Source organism: Mesorhizobium sp. B2-5-13 (assembly GCF_006440535.1).
Taxonomy (GTDB): Bacteria; Pseudomonadota; Alphaproteobacteria; order Rhizobiales; family Rhizobiaceae; genus Mesorhizobium; species Mesorhizobium salmacidum.
In genome coordinates this window covers 47,418-65,100 of the sequence record NZ_VFUI01000008.1, presented here as the reverse complement: position 1 = coordinate 65,100, position 17,683 = coordinate 47,418, and the positions used below count along the sequence as shown (strand labels likewise).

The 17,683-nt window shown below is 62.1% G+C and carries 17 protein-coding genes and 1 pseudogene; 8 read left to right on the top strand and 10 right to left on the bottom strand.

Annotated features, from left to right (window positions below; all coding sequences use genetic code 11):
• Nucleotides 1-85: 85 nt before the first annotated feature.
• Entirely contained in the window at nucleotides 86-742 is a 657-nt protein-coding gene (locus FJ434_RS15480) for an outer membrane protein (RefSeq protein ID WP_140749315.1), read from the top strand.
• Between the two features lie 163 nt (nucleotides 743-905).
• Here the strand turns inward: FJ434_RS15480 and FJ434_RS15475 are convergent, their stop codons facing one another.
• Both FJ434_RS15475 and FJ434_RS15470 read right to left on the bottom strand, forming a co-directional pair.
• Nucleotides 906-1,502: a glutathione S-transferase family protein gene (locus tag FJ434_RS15475; protein WP_140509881.1), complete on the bottom strand. Its 597-nt coding sequence runs from the start codon at nucleotides 1,500-1,502 to the stop codon at nucleotides 906-908.
• Nucleotides 1,503-1,940: 438 nt separating this feature from the next.
• On the bottom strand, nucleotides 1,941-2,411 hold the full coding sequence (locus FJ434_RS15470) for a histone (RefSeq protein WP_140509880.1): 471 nt from the start codon (nucleotides 2,409-2,411) through the stop codon (nucleotides 1,941-1,943).
• 552 nt (nucleotides 2,412-2,963) lie between these two features.
• Here FJ434_RS15470 and FJ434_RS15465 point away from each other — a divergent pair.
• The gene (locus FJ434_RS15465; protein WP_140714045.1) at nucleotides 2,964-3,275 is read left to right on the top strand and encodes a transcriptional regulator; all 312 of its coding nucleotides are present in this window, start codon (nucleotides 2,964-2,966) and stop codon (nucleotides 3,273-3,275) included.
• Nucleotides 3,276-3,393: 118 nt separating this feature from the next.
• On the opposite strand, the pseudogene FJ434_RS15460 reads toward FJ434_RS15465, so the two are convergent.
• From FJ434_RS15460 to FJ434_RS15435, 6 genes and pseudogenes are all read right to left on the bottom strand, one after another.
• Nucleotides 3,394-4,229, bottom strand: a pseudogene (locus tag FJ434_RS15460) (DMT family transporter).
• Nucleotides 4,226-4,807, bottom strand: coding sequence for a TetR/AcrR family transcriptional regulator (locus FJ434_RS15455; protein WP_140509874.1), 582 nt, complete (start codon nucleotides 4,805-4,807; stop codon nucleotides 4,226-4,228). Before FJ434_RS15455 ends, FJ434_RS15460 begins: the two are co-directional and overlap by 4 nt.
• A 135-nt stretch (nucleotides 4,808-4,942) precedes the next feature.
• Nucleotides 4,943-5,395 (bottom strand): hypothetical protein, encoded by a 453-nt coding sequence (locus tag FJ434_RS15450; protein WP_140749318.1) that lies wholly within the window; start codon nucleotides 5,393-5,395, stop codon nucleotides 4,943-4,945.
• A gap of 184 nt (nucleotides 5,396-5,579) precedes the next feature.
• Nucleotides 5,580-6,446 (bottom strand): 23S rRNA (adenine(2030)-N(6))-methyltransferase RlmJ, encoded by an 867-nt coding sequence (locus tag FJ434_RS15445; protein WP_140749321.1) that lies wholly within the window; start codon nucleotides 6,444-6,446, stop codon nucleotides 5,580-5,582.
• On the bottom strand, nucleotides 6,443-7,054 hold the full coding sequence (locus FJ434_RS15440; protein WP_140749324.1) for a hypothetical protein: 612 nt from the start codon (nucleotides 7,052-7,054) through the stop codon (nucleotides 6,443-6,445). Before FJ434_RS15440 ends, FJ434_RS15445 begins: the two co-directional genes overlap by 4 nt.
• 18 nt (nucleotides 7,055-7,072) lie before the next feature.
• Nucleotides 7,073-7,714 carry a TetR/AcrR family transcriptional regulator gene (locus FJ434_RS15435; protein WP_246672734.1) on the bottom strand — a complete coding sequence of 214 codons (642 nt, stop codon included), beginning with the start codon at nucleotides 7,712-7,714 and terminating at the stop codon, nucleotides 7,073-7,075.
• A 136-nt stretch (nucleotides 7,715-7,850) separates the two neighbouring features.
• Here FJ434_RS15435 and FJ434_RS15430 point away from each other — a divergent pair, with 136 nt between their 5' ends.
• Nucleotides 7,851-8,321 carry a carboxymuconolactone decarboxylase family protein gene (locus tag FJ434_RS15430; protein ID WP_140749327.1) on the top strand — a complete coding sequence of 157 codons (471 nt, stop codon included), beginning with the start codon at nucleotides 7,851-7,853 and terminating at the stop codon, nucleotides 8,319-8,321.
• Between the two features lie 244 nt (nucleotides 8,322-8,565).
• On the opposite strand, the gene FJ434_RS15425 is transcribed toward FJ434_RS15430, so the two are convergent.
• The gene (locus tag FJ434_RS15425; RefSeq protein ID WP_140749330.1) at nucleotides 8,566-9,015 is read right to left on the bottom strand and encodes a DNA polymerase III subunit chi; all 450 of its coding nucleotides are present in this window, start codon (nucleotides 9,013-9,015) and stop codon (nucleotides 8,566-8,568) included.
• Between the two features lie 9 nt (nucleotides 9,016-9,024).
• On the bottom strand, nucleotides 9,025-10,557 hold the full coding sequence (locus FJ434_RS15420; RefSeq protein ID WP_140749333.1) for a leucyl aminopeptidase: 1,533 nt from the start codon (nucleotides 10,555-10,557) through the stop codon (nucleotides 9,025-9,027).
• Nucleotides 10,558-10,920: 363 nt separating this feature from the next.
• Between FJ434_RS15420 and lptF the strand changes: the two genes are divergently transcribed.
• The 5 genes from lptF to pdxA all read left to right on the top strand — a co-directional run bounded on the left by lptF (nucleotide 10,921) and on the right by pdxA (nucleotide 17,676).
• A complete protein-coding gene (lptF, locus tag FJ434_RS15415) occupies nucleotides 10,921-12,123 on the top strand; it encodes an LPS export ABC transporter permease LptF (RefSeq protein WP_140714033.1) in 1,203 nt (400 codons plus the stop codon).
• Complete coding sequence (lptG, locus tag FJ434_RS15410) at nucleotides 12,120-13,205, top strand: LPS export ABC transporter permease LptG (protein WP_181165975.1); 1,086 nt, start codon at nucleotides 12,120-12,122, stop codon at nucleotides 13,203-13,205. Before lptF ends, lptG begins: the two co-directional genes overlap by 4 nt.
• Nucleotides 13,205-15,625, top strand: coding sequence for an LPS-assembly protein LptD (locus FJ434_RS15405; RefSeq protein WP_181165967.1), 2,421 nt, complete (start codon nucleotides 13,205-13,207; stop codon nucleotides 15,623-15,625). Before lptG ends, FJ434_RS15405 begins: the two co-directional genes overlap by 1 nt.
• 88 nt (nucleotides 15,626-15,713) lie before the next feature.
• The gene (locus tag FJ434_RS15400; RefSeq protein WP_181165968.1) at nucleotides 15,714-16,646 is read left to right on the top strand and encodes a peptidylprolyl isomerase; all 933 of its coding nucleotides are present in this window, start codon (nucleotides 15,714-15,716) and stop codon (nucleotides 16,644-16,646) included.
• Between the two features lie 13 nt (nucleotides 16,647-16,659).
• Nucleotides 16,660-17,676: a 4-hydroxythreonine-4-phosphate dehydrogenase PdxA gene (pdxA, locus tag FJ434_RS15395; RefSeq protein ID WP_181165976.1), complete on the top strand. Its 1,017-nt coding sequence runs from the start codon at nucleotides 16,660-16,662 to the stop codon at nucleotides 17,674-17,676.
• Nucleotides 17,677-17,683 lie beyond the last annotated feature (7 nt).

Below are 17,683 nucleotides of genomic sequence, written 5' to 3'. Positions count from 1 at the left end.
CGCCAGATCCGTTTCACCCCCCGGACGGGTCGATGGCGATCGTGAGAAACAAGCCTGTGTCCTGTGGCTTAAGGAGTAAAGAACAATGCAAGCCAATTTTAAATTCGCACGGCCGCTGGCTGTTGCGCTCGGGCTCTTCGCCCTCGGCGGTACCGCTTATGCCGCGGACGTCGTTTCGGAAGAGCCGCCGGCACCCGCTCCGGTTGCCGAACTTCCGGTCGCCTCGTGGGCCGGCCCCTATGCCGGTATCAACCTGGGCTACGGCTTCAGCGGCAAGACCAAGGAAAAGGATTTCGGCGTTTCGACCGATACCAAAGGTTTTGTCGGCAGTGTCTTCGGCGGCTATCAGTGGCAGCAGGAGAACTTCGTTTACGGCGGTGAAGCCGAACTCGGCTACAACGGCGTGAAGGGTGACGACAACGGCATCAACTCCAAGGGCGGCTTCGAAGGCTCGCTGCGTGCCCGTCTCGGCTACGCCGTGACCCCGGAAATCCTGCTTTATGGCACGGGCGGCCTCGCCGGCAGAAGCCTGAAGGTGGAAGACACCGTTCTCGGCGCCAGCGACACCGCCACCATGCTCGGCTGGACCGCCGGCGTCGGCACCGACATCAAGCTGACCGACAACGTGTTCGGCCGCGTCGAATATCGCTACACCGACTTCGGCAGCAAGAGCTTCGATGGTATTGGCAAGGTCAAGGCGACGGACAACCGCGTCAACTTCGGCCTCGGCATGAAGTTCTAAGTCGTTCAAGCCACGACACGAAAAGCCGGGCCTCGCGCCCGGCTTTTTTATATCCGGTCGCTTACAGCATGTCGCGGCGAATAGGATTCGCCCGACCTGCTGTAAGCTTTTGATTTTATGCATGTCGTTTCCCGGAACCGAGGACACTTCCGAGCGACATGCATTAGGCCGGAACCACGGACTTCAGCTCCGGGAATTTTTCATCGAAGCGCGCCGCCCAGCGGATCAACCGGCTGCGCCCTTTCTCCCACTGGCCGCCAAAGCGCAGCGAGAGGTAGCCGAGGCAGGCACGCAACGCCAACTGACCGGCCGTGATCTTCTTCGGCAGTTTTGGCGGATTGGCATTGAGCAGGTCGAGTGCTGCCGTGATCTTCGCCCACTGGCGGTCGAGCCAGGGCTGATAGACCATCTCTTTGGGGCGGGTGCGGCGCTCATAGACCATCGACAGCGCGCAATCGCAGATACCGTCGGCCAGCGCCTCCAGTACTTCCGCTTCCAGACGCTTGTCGGGATTGCGTGGAAACAATGCGTTCTTCGAAATCCGGTTGAGGTGCTGCGTGATGGCGCGGCTGTCGTGAATCGAACGGCCATCGTCGAGCACCAGCACCGGGATCTTGCCGAGCGGATTGGCGCCGATCAGTTCGGCCGGCCTGTCCTCGGTTCTGACCGGCACCTCCTCGAGAGCGATCCCGGCATAGGCCGCGGCCATCCTTACCTTGGAGCTATAGGGAGAGGCGGACGCGTAGAGCAGCTTCGGCATGATCGGTTTCCTGTTTGCGACCGTCCAGTGTTGACCGGACAAACTCTTGCGATCAATCGCCAGAGTGCAAAAAACCAGCGACCAGAAACCTGCCGCGGTTTCCGTCTTGGCATCACGACAAACTAAACCGGCACACTAGGAAGTATCAGCAGGCCACGACAGCAAGCCGCCGGGTTTAAACCCCGCGTTCACACGTCACAGGAGCCCATACTTCACAGGCGCCAAAGCGTCGTGCCGAGAACCTTCGCCGACCACCGCAAGGGGCGAAAGAGAGTCGGGCGAGCGAGGCAGCCAACCGGCGCCTCGCTTTGCTTGCCCCTCGGCCCCTTCCCGATGCTCAGTCCCGAGGGCTGAACCCGTTGCCGAATATGCTCCGATCCAGAGCGTCAGAGCGCCCTTGCCGCATCCCGAAGGACACGCGACGCCCCAACGATCCGTCTACTTCTTGCCCGGAGCCTTCGCCTTCGCGGGCGCCGCCTTTGCCTTCGGCGCCGCGGCTTTCTTCACCGCCGGCTTGGTCGCGGCGGCGGCTGCTTTCGCAGCCGGCTTGGCCACCGGCTTCTTGGCTGGTGCCGCTTTCGCTGCCGGCTTTGCCGCGGCCTTGGCGGGAGCCGCCTTCTTCGCTGCGGGTTTGGCTGCAGGCTTGGCCGCAGGCTTCTTGGCCGGTGCCGCTTTCGCTGCCGGCTTCGCCGCGGCTTTCGCGGGCGCCGCCTTCTTCATTGCCGGCTTCGCGACGGCTTTTGCCGCTGCCGCAGGTTTCTTCGCCGGTGCCTTGGCCGCGGCGGCCTTCGGCTTGGCGGCAGGCGCTGCTTTCTTCACTGCCGTTGCGGCCTTCGCCGCGACTGCTTTTGCGGGTGCTTTCTTTGCCGGTGCCTTGGATGCCGGCGCTTTAGATGACTGCTTAGCCATGTCATGCCCCTTCACGTTATGCCGATGGCCGTGAATGACCCCGGCGCGCAATGCATATCTGACTCGCGTCTCGCTAGCCAGCGAAGCAATGGTATGATTTTCTCAACTTAAATTTTGGTTGCGATCGACACACAATCACACTCATCACCGGAAAAATCCGCCGCTGATCTTCCGGCGTCGCCAGCAATTTGACACCGGCATTCCCGATGCGAGTTCGCCATGAAGCTCCAAAGATCAGCGAGCAACTTCACGCATGATTTTCGGTCGTGAATATCATCACTTGCCGTCTCATCGAGGCGATTATCTTTTGCAAGCGAGCGGTCCATGCGGATCACGAGCGCGATGCGACACCCGATCTGAAGATCACCTTGTCAAGCATGTTCCCCGCATCTGTTTTCTGATTGACAGAATACTCTGCATAACAGAGTATTCTGTCAGGGGATGTTATCGCGCCTTTGGTTTCGACCATGCAAAGGCAAGTGACACACCGCTGGCAGAGATTGCCGGGTCACGCGGCGACAGCCCGAGGCTTTGCCGCATTGGAGCTTATTGATGAGCGCCGACGACATTATCCACCAGAGTACGCGGCTCAGGATCATGGCCGTCCTGAACACGCTGGAAAGGCGCGAGGCGCTTGAATTCACCCGGTTGAAGGCCATGATCGAGACCACCGACGGCAATCTCGGGGCACATCTCGATACGCTGGCCAGAGCTGGCTATGCGGACATTGAAAAGCTCTTTGTCGGACGGCGGCCGCAGACACGGATCAGAGCCACGACGGCCGGACGGCGGGCCTTTCGCGGTCACATTGCCTTTCTTCGCAAGATCATCGATCAGGCAGAGGCAACGCAGCGCAGAAAATAGCTCTGCGCCGAGCGAACGTCTTCGAGCGGTTCACCGTCTCATGATACGGCGAGCCGCTCGTCCGACAATTGTCTATGGTGGCGGAATCGCCGCGTGCCGGCAGGCGTGTGGGTCTTCATCACGGCTGATAGCCGAGACAAATGGCGCCGAGCGCGACGACGGCGCAGGCGCCGACTCGCCGGGGCGTCAGCGTCTCGCCGAGAAACAACCGGCCGATGAAGGCCGCGAAGACGACGCTGGTCTCACGTATCGCGGTGATCGGACCGGCAGGCCCGAGCGCGAAGGCCGCCACCACCACGCCATAGGCCAGAAGCGCGAACAGGCCGCCGCCCAGCGCCTTCCAGGTTTCCGGTGCCCGCGCATCGACAGCGAGCCTGCCGCGAGAGGCGACGAAGGTCGCCGGCAGCAGTGCGCCATAGGCCAGCAGGACCCAGGCGGTGTAGCCGCCGACATTGCCCGCCGCACGAACGCCGATCGCGTCGACCATCGCATAGGCGGCGATGATTGCCCCCGTTGCCAGCGCATAGAGGATCGATGTCGTGGTGGCTCTTCCTCGCCCAAGCGAAAGAGCCATGATGCCGCCGCCGACCAGGCAACGCCCACGGTCTCCAGAGCGGTGAGCTGCTGGCCGGCGAGCAGGAACCCGCCGAGCGTGACGAGCAGCGGCACGCTGCCGCGAACAATCGGGTAGACCTGTCCCAGTTCGCCATATCTGTAGGCGGCCACCAGAAATACGCTGTAGCCGACCTGCAGGCAGGCCGAGAGCCCGACACAGGGCCAGGCGGGCGTCGCCGGAAAACCATTGAAGATTGCAAGGGGAATGGCAAGCGCCGTGCTGGAGAAGCTCATGACGGTGACGGTCCACAATCTGTCGGCACCCGTTCGCAGGAAGGCGTTCCAGCTTGCGTGCAGAATCGCTGCGAACAGCGCGAGCCCGATGACCAGCGGGCTCATTGCGGCCTGCGCGAGGCGGCGATGATGTCCAAGGCAGCCTTGCGGGCGTCGCGGATGGCGGTGTCTCCCTGCCCCATCTGCGCCATCAGGGTCGCACCTTCGATCAGCATCAACAGGGTCGTCGCCGCACTCTCGGCCCGCCCGCGCGGCATCACCTGCTCGAGGATCGACTGCAGGCGCTGCCTGAGGCTATTCTTCTGCCTGGCGACAGCCTTGAACACCGGATGCTGGGGATCGCCGAACTCGGCCAAGGCATGGGCAAACAGGCAACCATGAAAATCCGGTCTGCGGAACCAGCGGCCATGCCAGTCGAAGATCTTCGCGATTTTCTGCTCCGGCGTGGTGCTCTCCCCGGCGAGCCGGTCGAGCTGATCGTCAAAACGCCTGGCGCGATAGTCGAGCACCTCGACGATCAGCTCGTCCTTGCTGGGGAAATGGCGATACATAGTCATCTTGGCGACGTCCGCCTCGGCGATGATCCGGTCGATGCCGGTGGCATGGAAACCGGCGCGCTTGAACAGCGCATAGGCCGTTTCGACGACATGCTGGCGTTTGTCGGAAGCAGGTGACGGTGTCATGCGCTAACCAAGTGATGAGACAGGTCTGTCTCATCACCTGGCACCGGAACGCGTCACCTGTCAACGCAGGACATCAAAGCGCCCGCGACCCCTTCAGGCCGCAGGCGGGAAAAGACCGGAAAGGAAGAGACGCGTTCAGCGCAGGACGCGACAGCGGCCGTTATAGACCATCCAGCGATCGAAGCCCGAGACGCAGAACTCGACATTGTCGCCGATCGAGGCAAAGCCCTGGCCTTCCTCGATCAGATAGAAGATCGACCGGTCCCGGCCATCCGATAGGCTGACGGTTGCCCGGCAATAGTGACGGCCAATCGGCCATTCCTCGCGCGCCTGCTCATAGCGGTGTTGGCGAATGTCGCGAAAATCGGTGATGGCGACCTCGGGCAGATGCGGCACGTGATGCACCTGGTAGGAGAACCGATGCGTGATCTTGCTCAGCACCCATGTCTCCCCACAGACGCTGCCATCGTCCTCGGAATAGACGGCAAGGTCAGCCGCATGGACCGCCTGGGTGATACCGAGAGGCGCGGCAAGGGGTGTGCAGAGCGAAATCAGGGCAGCAAGTGCGGATTTGGCGAAGCGAGTCATGGCAGCCTCTCAAGGTCGATTGCGCGCACTGTGCGGATTCGCTCGACGGCGGTCAAGCGGTTGCCGAAACAATGGTTTCCAGAAACCGGCGCGGGCAGTTGCTGTAAGCAGCAACCCGCGGGTAACGGCGAAGTTCCCTGCGGGCGGATCATGCGGTCGCACGGGGCGCGGCGATCAAATCCAGCTATACCGGCGGCGGGGCCTGCTCGCCGGCCAGCCATTCCATCGACCAATGCGCCGGCTTTTCCATGGCGAGCAATTTGTGCAATGCCGGCAATATGGTTCGCAGTTCGCCTTCCAGCATGAAGGGCGGATTGACCACCACCATGCCGGTGCCATCGAGGCTGGGTTCCGAAGAGGCCGGCCTGATCTCGAATTCTATGTCGAGGATTTTCGGGATGCCGGATTGCTTCAGCGCTTTCCTGAAGGCGATGATCGCCTTGCGGTTCTTGATCGGATACCACAGGGCGTAGATGCCGTTGGGCCAGCGCCTGTGCGCCTTCACCAGCCCCTCGACGAGGCGGCCGAACTCGCCCTCTTCCTCGAAGGGTGGATCGATGAGCACCAAGCCGCGCTTTTCCTTCGGCGGCAGGTGCGCCCCGAGCGCAAGCCAGCCGTCAAGTTCCATCACCTTTGTCTGGAAATCGCCGGCGAATTCCGTCTTCAGCTTCGCGGCGTCTTTCGGATGCAGTTCGATCGCCGACAACCGGTCCTGCTTGCGCAGGAGATTGCGCGCGAGCAGCGGCGAGCCCGGATATTTCTTCACGCCGCCCTCGGGATTGAGCGAGCGCACCGCCGCCAGATAGGGCGCCAGCAGCGCCGCCGCCTTCGCGTCGAACGAGGCATCGATCAGCCTGCCGATGCCGCCCTGCCACTCACCGGTCTTTTGCGCTTCGAGTGACGACAGGTCGTAGCGGCCAATGCCGGCATGGGTGTCCACGACACGAAACGCCTTGTCCTTCTGCTTCAGATAGTCGACCAGGCGCGTCAGCACGACATGCTTGACGACATCGGAAAAATTGCCGGCGTGGTAGGCGTGGCGGTAGTTCATGTGGGACCCCTGCCCCAGCGTGGCGGCGGCGGTTGCGAGTTCGGATTTTCCGGTCGCCCGCCTCCAGGACGCAGGGATAGCAGGAAGCCGATCAAGCCGACCGCCATCAGCGAAAAGCCTATCGGCCGCGCGCGGGCGACGATCTCGCCGACGCCGGAACGCAAGACAAGGTCGACCGCTCGCATCGGTATGTCCTCGGCATCGCCAGGGCCAACTGTGAAGAGGTAAGCGCCAGGGCTGACGGTGGCAATCAGGCCGGCCTCGTCGCGAAAGATCTTGTCGGGCAATTGCGGGCTGGCCTGCCGCGGATTGTCCACATGGTTGAACTGCAGCGTCGAGGCAAGCACAGTGCGGCCATTGGTGGCCGCGGTCAGCGTCAATACCGTGCGCTGCTGCGAAACAATGCGCTCGGCCCTGGCGGTCAGGTCGACCAGCACCCGCACCGGGGCATCGCGATCTTTGAGCGATACTGTCAACGGCCTGAACCGGCCCTGCTCATAGACTCGCCAGGTGCCGATTTCGCGACCGGAAAAATTGCTCACCGCCCAGGGGTAGATGAAACCGATGCCGGTGCCGGAGAGCAGGATCAGGACAAACAGAAAGCGCATCGAAAACCTTGGCTATTTCTACTTCTGCTCGCTATGGCTGCCGCCTTGCGCGGACCTGTCCAGGGTAGCAGTGCGGATCCGCTCCATCTCGTCCAGAAGCATCTCCAGGCCAAGATCGAAGGTCTTGTCGAATTCAGCGGTGCCAAAGTAGCGTCCCGCGGTGGCGATGTTGGGGAAATCGCGCTCAAGCTGCTCACGGCCGACCGTTGTGACCGCCGACGGGCCCTTTGAGTAACCGGCGGTCTCGTCGAGCACCGCCCCCGACAGATAGTACCCCACCGCACGGAACAGCCTTGCGGCCATTTCCTGATCGAAGCCGCCGTCATTGAACAAGCCTACGATGTTGTCGATATAGGCAAGGCAAATGGGCGAATTCATCCGGTAGCTGAGAAAATAGCTCGCGAAGGCCGGATGCTCGCGACCGATACGCCGATAATCCAATACCACCATTCGCATCCTCTGGCGCCATGGCAGATCCGGATCCGGCATCTTCAACGGACCAATCAGCCTGTCGACCAGCGCCTCAAAGAGATGCGCCTGTGAGGGGAAGTGATGATAAATGCTCATTGCCTCGCAACCAAGTGCGGCCGCCAGCTTGCGCATCGAAAAGCCGGCAAGCCCTTCCCTCTCGATCACCTCGAAGGCCGCGTTCTCGATCATCTCGCGCGACAGACGTCCGCGCGCTCTCTTTTTCTTGATTGATTGATCCATCGCGCCGCTTGACAACTTACAGTGTAAGGTTCATTTTCACCGTTACCTTACATCGTAAGGCTAACAAAGACCAGAGGATAAAACCATGTCGTACCATCGCGTCGTCAAATCCGTGCAATCTTCGTCCCAGCATGTGTTCCTGTTCGCCGCCGCAGCCTGCGTGCTGTCGCTCGGCACCGCGCCGGCCCACGCCGACGACTATGATGCAACCCTCAAGGACATACAGTCGACCATGGGCGGTGTGCCGAGCTTTGTGAAGCAGTTTCCCAAAACCGGTCTGCCTGGTGCCTGGGCCGAGGTCAAGGCCATCGAACTCAGCGACAAGACGGCGCTGCCGCCCAAGGTCAAGTCGCTGATCTCCCTGGCCGTGGCGGCACAGATTCCTTGCACCTACTGCATTTGGTCGGACACGCAGGACGCCAAGCGCGCCGGCGCAACCGACGAGGAGATCCAGGAAGCCGTGGCGATGGCGGCGCTGACACGCCACTGGAGCACCATCTTCAACGGCATGCAGGTCGATTTCGATACATTCAAGAAGGAAATGGGCGGGCAGTAAGCCCGCCGGCAAGAAGGAAATGGGCCGGCAGTAAGCCCGCCGGCAAGAAGGAAATGGGCGGCCAGTAAGCCCGCCGGCAAGAAGGAAATGGGCGGGCAGTAAGCCCGCCGGCAAGAAGGAAATGGGCGGACAGTAAGCCCGCCGGCAAGAAGGAAATGGGCGAGCAGTGAGCCTCAATGGCACTACAGAGATGCCTCGGTGCGCGGGTCGTCTCTGGTCCGCGTTTCGGCTTTAGGCGCTGCTCTCACGCCTTGCGCTCCCAGCGGCGGTCCGCGGTCTGCTGCCAATAGGTGACGGCGTGGCCCGCGTCCTTCATCGTCTTCCAATGCGCCCGGGCCATCTCGACCTGGGCCGCGTCATGGCCATCGAACAGGAACACCGCACGCTCGTAGCCGCGAAGGTCGGGCGGCACCGCGCCGTCTACCAGGAACCTGACCCTGGCTTCGTTGGGATTGCCGTCACCAGTGGTCAACAGGATTGGTTGTTCACCGGGATAAGCTTCGCGATCGGTCGCGTGCGCCAGGAAGGAATCGTCGCGGAAAGTCCACAGATGCTGGTCGAGCGCGTCGCGCCGCTCCTCGGTGCCGGTCTGCACCACGGCGCGCCAGCCTCGATCGATGCTGCGCTCGAGCAGGCCGGGCAATGCATCCTCCAGCGTCGATTCGGTCAGATGGTAGAACAGCACATCGGCCATGGATCGACGTCAGCTCTCGTAGTGATCACGTACCAGCCGGTCCAGCAGCCGCACGCCGAAACCCGAACCCCATGACTGGTTGATCTCGTTCAATGGCGAGCCCATCGCGGTACCGGCAATGTCGAGATGCGCCCAGGGCGTGTCCTTGACGAAGCGCTGCAGGAACTGCGCGGCGATGATCGCGCCGCCGTAGCGGCCACCGATGTTCTTCATGTCGGCGTTCTTGGAATCGATCAGCTTGTCGTATTCGGCGCCGAGCGGCATGCGCCATAGCCGTTCCTGCGTTGACTGTCCGGCCGCGGTCAGCCTTTGCGCCAGTTCGTCGTTGTTGGAGAACAGGCCGGCATAATGCAGGCCGAGCGCAACCATGATGGCGCCGGTCAGCGTCGCCAGGTTGACCATGAATTTCGGCTGGAAGCGGTCGTTGCAGTACCACAGCGCGTCGGCCAGAACGAGGCGCCCCTCCGCATCGGTGTTGAGCACCTCGATAGTCTGTCCCGACATCGAGGTGACGATGTCGCCCGGGCGCTGGGCATGACCATCGACGGCGTTTTCGACAAGACCGATGATGCCGACAACATTGGCCTTGGCCTTACGCGAGGCGAGCGCATGCATCAACCCGGTCACGGCGGCAGCGCCGCCCATGTCGCCTTTCATGTCCTCCATGCCGGAGGCCGGCTTGATCGAATTGCCGCCGGTGTCGAACGTGACGCCCTTGCCGACGAAGGCGACCGGGCTGTCCTTGGGCTTGCCGCCGTTCCATTGCATGACCGCCATGCGGGCGCCTCGGGGCGAGCCTTGCGCGACACCCAGCAGCGAACCCATGCCAAGCTTCTTCATCTCCTTCTCGGTCAGGATCTCGACCTTGACGCCGAGCGCCTCGAGGTCCTTGGCGCGGGCGGCGAACTCGACAGGTCCCAGCACGTTTGCCGGTTCGTTGACGAGATCGCGCGCCAGAAGCACACCGTCGATCACCGCCTCGGCATCGGTGAAAGCTTTCTTGGCGCCTGCCGGGTCGGCGGTATGGATGGTCACCTTGACCGGCTTTTTCGGATCGGCCTTGCCGCCCCCCTGGCCGCTCCCCTGGCCGTCGTCCTTATCCTTCCTGGTCTTGTACTTGTCGAAGGAATAGCCGCGCAAAAGAATGCCCGCTGCGAGGTTCGCGGCGTCCTTGCCATCGGGCGAGGCACCGGCCAGGTCGAGGACCACGGCCACGTCGGTTGCCTTGCGCAGCGATGCCGCAATAGTGCCGCCGAGCTTCAGCCAGGCATATTCATCGAGCCCCGACACCCTGCCGGCGCCGATCGCGACCAACCTGTCGAGCGATGTTGCTTCCGGCGCCAGGATTTCGACAGTGCCGGCGAACTTGCCGGTAAACTCGGCGACCGGGAAAGCCCGGTCGAGCGTCTTGCCCGGATCGTAAGCCCTGGCCGCATCGCTCAAGCCATCATCCGCCGACAGCACGAAGACCGTGCCCTTTCTGTTCGCCGCCGACTGGGGCGCGACGAATTTTGCAAAGGCGATCGATGGTCTCGGGTTCATCATGTCCTGCTTTCGGGGGTTGCGCGATGATGCGCGAAGCGGTTTGAAGCGATCCGCGACATTTGGTCGTTTTCCGGCATTTGGCAAGACTTTGCCAAAATGGCTACCCATATGAGACATGGAATCGATGGCGATTCGTCGCGGCACGGCCCGCTTAATGCCGCAACTTGTTGTTAACCATCGATGTTCGTCCTTTCTTATCCATTGCCGCCGACACTCCGGCCTACTGCGGCACGCGACGTGGGACGGGAACCGGCTCGCCTGCCCGACGCAGCCCAACGGAGCCAGTTGTGCGGGCGTCGCCGGACAGCTACCTTTGGCGTGGTGGCATGATGCCGTTCGAGAAAATCGAGTAAAGCCTTCATGAAGGTCGTTGAACGCTACATCATGCGCCGCGCGTGCGTGGTCTTCCTGGCAGCACTGGTCTGGACGCTGGCCATCGTGTGGACGACGCAGGTACTGGCCAAGATCAACCTGGTCACCGACAGCGGTCAGTCAGCCTTGACCTTCTTCGAGGTCGCGTCCCTTATTCTCCCCTCCATCGTCCCGATCGTCGTGCCTTTCGCGCTCGTGGTGGCTGTCGCCCAGACACTCAGTGTGATGAATTCGGATTCGGAACTCGCGGTGGTCAACGCATCGGGCGCCTCGCGCTGGACCATCGTGCGGCCGATCATGCTGCTGGCGCTGGCCGCCAGCGTCTTTTCATTCGCCGTGGACAACGGCATCGACCCCTATGCACGACAGAAGAACCGCGCCCTGGTGGCGGAGTCGCGCGCCGACCTTTTGTCGCTGATCATCCAGGAAGGCACGTTCCGGAAAATCGAGGACGGACTGTTCCTGCAGATTGGCGAGCGGCTTCCCAACAACCGGCTGGGTGGCATCTTCGTCGCCGATTCGCGCGAGGAAGGCGTCAATCTCGTCTATTATGCGAAGACCGGCAGCATCATCGAACGCGGCGGCGAAAAGGTGCTGATGATGAATGACGGCGTCATCCATCGCAAAACGCTGACGGGCGACCTCAGTGTCATCCGGTTCACGTCCTATGCCTTCGACATGTCGGCCTTCATGTCGGCGGCCAACCAGGTGACGCTCCTGCCAAAGGACCAGACGACCCAGTACCTGCTCAATCCAAGCCCTAACGACAAGAACTATCAGCAAAATCCGCAGGAGTACCGGGCCGAGGTCGACCAGCGGTTTTCGGAATGGACATATTCCATGGTTTTCGCCCTGATCGCGCTCGCGGTCGCGGGAGACGCACGTTCGCATCGCGAGGCGCGCGTCAATCCGCTGATCACGGCCATCGCGATATCGCTGTTCGTGCGCTGGCTGGGTTTCTTCGCCGCGAGCAAGGCCGACGAAGTCCCGCAATATTCCTATGTGGTCTATGGCGTGCCGATCGTGGCTTCCGCGGTGGCGATCTGGTTCATCGTGTCGAACCGGACCATGGAACTGCCGGTTGCCTGGGCGGACTGGATGACAAACCTGGCCAGCCGCATCGGTGAGGGCTGGAATGCCCTCAAGTTGCGTCTATCCAGGCGCGACACCTCAGGCCAAGGAGCCGGCTGATGGGCTGGACGCTGGGCCGTTACTTCTTCTTCCGCTACGTCGCGATCACGATCTGGTTCTTCCTCGGCCTTCTGGCGCTGGTATTCCTTATCGATTTCACCGAACTGTCCGGCCGCACCACCGGCCTGCCGGGGTTCACCTATGGCACGGCGATGGCCATTTCAGGCCTTCGCATGCCGATGATCATGCTGCAGACGGTGCCGTTTGTCGGCTTGTTCTCGGCGATGGCGACGCTGGTGTCGCTCAACCGACGTTACGAACTCGTCATCGCGCGCTCCGCGGGCGTTTCCGCCTGGCAGTTCCTTTTGCCATGCTGCATCGGCGCACTGCTGTTCGGCGCCGTATCGGTCGGGATCATCAACCCGCTCGCCGCGCACGCCTTCTCCTTGTCCGAACAGATCGAGACCGAGTTGCGCTCTGGCAAATCCAACACGGTTTCGGCCGATGCCGCTCCCTGGATCCGCCAGAAAACCAGTTCCGGCGACACGATCATCGGCGCGCGCGCCATCCTCGGCCAGGGTCTGGAGATGTCCGACGCGGTTTTTTTCATCCTCGACCAGCAAGGCAATATCGTCGAGCGCAAGGATGCGGCGCGTGCTTACCTGCGCGACGGCTATTGGGAATTGCAGGATGTGAAGATCTTCAGGAACGGCACCATCCAGCCCGTCGCGAACGATCGTGTGCCGACCAATCTGAAGCCGGAATTCGTGCAGGAGCGGCTGGCGCGCCCGGAGACGATTCCCTTCTATGACCTGCCCGGAAAAATCGAGGTTGCCCGTTCCTTCGGCCTCAAGGCAAATGCCTTTGCCATGCAGTTTGATTCGCTGGTGGCGTTGCCATTCCTCCTCGTCGCCATGACGCTGATTGCGGCAACAGTTTCAATGCGATTTGCGCGAATGGGGCAGTCGGCAACGATGATTCTGGGTGGCGTCGTTGCCGGGTTTCTGCTTTATGTCGTTTCGGTTCTGGTGAAGGCGTTCGGCGTGGCGGGGTTCGTGCCGACTGCCATAGCCGCCTGGGTGCCGGTCGTGGTAGCTATGTTCTTCGGGGTGACTTTCCTGCTATACAAGGAAGACGGCTAGTGAGGGAGGCGTTTTTGCCCAGCGACAGGCAGGCCCGTTTGGCGCGCCTTTATGCGGCGAGCGCCTTGGCGTGCCTGGTCGCCTGCGGCGTCCCGCTGCCGGCGTTCGCGCAGGATGTCGGCAACATGGCGACCACGGTTCCGTCCGGCTCGCAGATGCTGCTGGCGGCAGACACCCTGGAATATAACAACGACAACCAGACCGTGACCGCCATCGGCGGCGTGCAGATCGACTATGGCGGCAACCGCCTCGTCGCCCAGAAGGTTGTGTACGACCGCAAGACCAAGCGGATGGTTGCCAGCGGCAATGTCGAGATCGTCAACAGCGACGGCACCAAGATCAATTCGCAGCACATCGACATCACCGACGATTTCGCAGACGGCTTCGTCAACGCGCTGCGCGTTGAAACCGTCGACAAGGCCTATTTCGCCGCCGAAAGCGCCGAACGCATGGGCGGCGTGCTGACCACTTTCCACAATGGTGTCTACACCGCCTGCGAACCGTGCGAGGACAAGCCCGACAAGGCGCCGACATGGCGCGTCAAAGCCAGGAAGATCATCTGGAACGGTGAGAAGAAGACGGTTCGCTTCGAGAGCGCGAATTTCGAGTTCTTCGGCTTTCCGCTGGCCTACCTGCCAGCATTCGAGATCGCAGACCCGACGGTGAAGCGCAAGAGCGGCTTCCTGATCCCCAGCATCGGCTACAACAGCCATCTGGGGTATAGCGTCAAGGTCCCCTACTATTTCGCTCTTTCCCCAACATATGACCTGACGGTGACCGGAAGCGGCTACACCAAGCAGGGCTTCCTCGGCGAAGCCGAATGGCGCCAGCGCTTCAACAATGGCGAATACACTTTTAAGGTCGCCGGGATCCAGCAGCAGAATCCCGACGCCTTCATCGACAGCGCCGGCCGCAACATCGATTCGGGCGCGGCTGGCGATTCCAACAAGTTCCGCGGCATGATGGGCACGCAAGGGCAGTTCGCGATCAACGAACGCTGGAATTTCGGCTGGGACGTGCTGTTGCAGACCGACAAGGATTTCTCGCACACCTACAACATCAACAAGTACAACGAATACGTCCACCAGTCGTCGGTCTACCTGACTGGTCTCAATGACCGTAACTATTTCGACGTGCGTGCCATGCATTTCGAAGTCCAGGAAAATACGCTCAACGACAATGTCGCGGCGAGAAGCGGCCAGCAGCCCTGGGTGCTGCCCTCGCTCGACTATGCCTATATCCCCGACGCATCGGTCGCCGGCGGCCAGTTGTCGCTCAATGTCAATACGCGCGTCATCCGCCGCGAAGATCTCGACGAGACATATTTCACCCCTTACTACCCCCCGTCAGGTACGCAGCGCGTGCGCGGCATCGAAGGCGAGTCCAGCCGTCTTACCGCCGAGGCCGAGTGGAAACGGAGCTTTGTCACCGATGACGGGTTGGTGCTGACACCGTTGCTGGCGCTGCAAGGCGACGTCGACTATGTCAGACCATCATCGGCTTCGCTCGCCGCGATCAACCAGATGGCGACGAATCTGGGCGAGCAGGACGACATGCGCTCGTCCTTTGCCCGCTACATGGCGACCGCCGGGCTCGAGATGAGCTGGCCCCTGTTGTTCTCGCTGGCCAGCGGGTCGAGCCACGTTTTCGAGCCGATGGCTCAGGTGTTCCTGCGCCCGAACGAACAGTATGTCGGCGGCCTCTCCATTCCGAACGAAGACGCGCAGAGCATGGTTTTCGATGCGACCACGCTGTTCGAACGCGACAAGTTCTCCGGCTACGACCGCATCGAGGGCGGCTCGCGTGCCAATGTCGGGCTGCGCTATTCCGGCTCTTATATCAATGGCTGGGGCACCAATGCGATCTTCGGCCAGTCCTATCAGATCGGCGGCGAAAACTCCTTCGCGGCACCTGATCTGGTCAATGTCGGCGCAAATTCGGGGCTCGAGACCACCAAGTCCGACTATGTCGGCCTGTTTGGCATAACCAGCCCCAATGGATTCGCGGCCTCCGTCAGCGGCCGTTTCGACGAACAGAGCTTCGAGATCCGCCGCGCCGAGTTTAAAGCCGCCTATTCCGGCCTACCGGTGTCGTTGAGCGCCAAGTATGCCTTCATCCAGGCCCAGCCGCTCTATGGTTTCACGACCGACCGTCACGAGGTCACGCTCGGCGCATCGACGCATCTTGCCGAGAACTGGCGCGTGTTCGGAACAGGAACCTACGATTTGCAGGAAGGCCTGCTGGTCAAGGACGGGGTGGGCTTCGCCTACAACGATTCCTGCTTCACTTACCTGATGACGTACGCGCAGTCGCGTGACCTGAACACCAGGGAAGTGACGCAGAGCATCGGATTCAACCTGTCGTTCCGTACCCTCGGCGACTTCGGCTCGTCGACCAACGCAGTCGACACCATCCAATAAGCGGCGACATCGTTTCGCCGCATAGGGCTGGCACGGATTCGCGTATCCGGAAGGGGACGGAATTGGGCGGAGCCGGGATAGAATTGGGATGCCAACGATGAGGAAATACCTCTTTTCAGCAGGGTTCGCGTTGCTTGTGGCGGCGACATCCGTGTCGATGACAGTGATGACGCCGCCGGCTTTCGCCAGCGAGATCAAATACGTCGTCAACGACATAGCAATCACCACTGGTGATATCGCCCATCGTGCCGCCTTCCTGAAGCTGCAGCGCAAGAAGGGCGACGCTGCCCAGGAAATGATCGACCAGACGCTGCGCATGGCCGAGGCCAGACGGCTTGGCATCCGTATCAGCGATGCCCAGGTCGAGGCCGCCTACCAGCGCTTTGCCACCAACAACAAGATGCAGCTCGTCCAGCTCAACGGCGTCATGGAAAAATCCGGCGTCGGCAAGGATCATTTCAAGGAGTTCATTCGCGCCCAGATGGCCTGGAACCAGGCCCTGAGCGCCCGTTACCGTTCCGGCGAAGGTGGCAGCGTGACCGAACAGGACGCGGTGCGGCGCATGCTTGACAAGGGCGGAGCCAAGCCGAGTGCCATGGAATACATGCTGCAGCAGGTCATCTTCGTCGTGCCAGCGGCCGAACGCAGCGCGACGCTGGCCAAACGCAAGCGCGAGGCCGACGCCATGCGTGCCCGCTTCAACGGCTGCAACACGACGCGCGAGTTCGCCAAAGGCCTGATCGACGTCACCGTCCGCGACCTCGGACGGATTCTGGCGCCGCAACTGCCGCCGGACTGGGCGGAGCAGATCAAGGCGACCAAGGTCGGTGGCGCCACCGTCACACGCGAGACCGAACGCGGCGTCGAATTCATCGGCATCTGCTCGTCGCGCGAAGTATCCGACGACAAGACGGCCCAGATGGTGTTCCAGAGCGAAGGCTCCAGCGACAAGGCCGCCGACGATCTTAGCAAGAAATATGTCGACGAGCTGAAGGCGAAAGCCCGCATCGTCAAGCGCTGACGTGAGCAGCACGATGACCGCGCTGGCGTTGAGCGTCGGCGATCCGTCCGGTATCGGCCCTGAAATCGCCATCGCCGCCTTCCTTGCGCGGAACGCCGTCGGCTTGCCCGTCTTCTACCTGCTGGCCGACCCGGCCGTGGTCGCATCGCGAGCACGCCACCTTGGCCTCTCGCTGCCTGTCGAGGAAGTGACGCCGGTGCAGGCGATCGAGGTCTTTGGCCGCGCCTTGCCGATCGTTCCCCTGACGGCGCGCTTCATCGACAGCCCCGGGCGACCCGACCCGGCCAATGCAGCCGGCACCATCGAAGCGATTGACCGCGCGGTCGCCGCCTGCCTTGCCGGCGAGGCCGCTGCCGTGGTGACCTGCCCGATAGCCAAGAAACCGCTCTACGATGCCGGCTTCCGTTTTCCCGGCCACACCGAATATCTGGCGCATCTGGCGGCTCGGCACAGCGGCGTCGAGGCGATGCCGGTGATGATGCTGGCAGGCCCCGACCTGCGCACGGTTCCCGTCACCATCCACATCGCTCTGGCCGAGGTGCCGAAGGTCCTAAGCACCAAATTGATCGTCGCGACCGCGCGCATCACGGCGGCCGACCTTGCCAGCCGCTTCGGCATCGCCAGGCCGCGGCTCGCCATTGCGGGCCTCAATCCGCATGCCGGCGAAGGCGGCTCCATGGGCCTGGAAGACGAGCATATCGTGCGCCCGGCGGTCGACATCCTGCGCGCTGAAGGCATCGATGCTTTCGGGCCCTTGCCCGCCGACACGCTGTTCCATGCCCGGGTGCGGGCAGGCTACGACGCTGCACTGTGCATGTATCACGACCAGGCATTGATCCCGGCCAAGGCGCTGGCCTTCGACGAGGCGGTCAACGTCACGCTGGGCCTGCCCTTCATCCGCACCTCGCCCGACCACGGCACCGCCTTCGACATCGCCGGCAAGGGCGTGGCACGACCCGACAGCCTGATCGCGGCGCTGAAGCTCGCCAGAAGACTGGCTGACGTCGACGCAAAGGCTGGCACCGCATGAGCGCTTT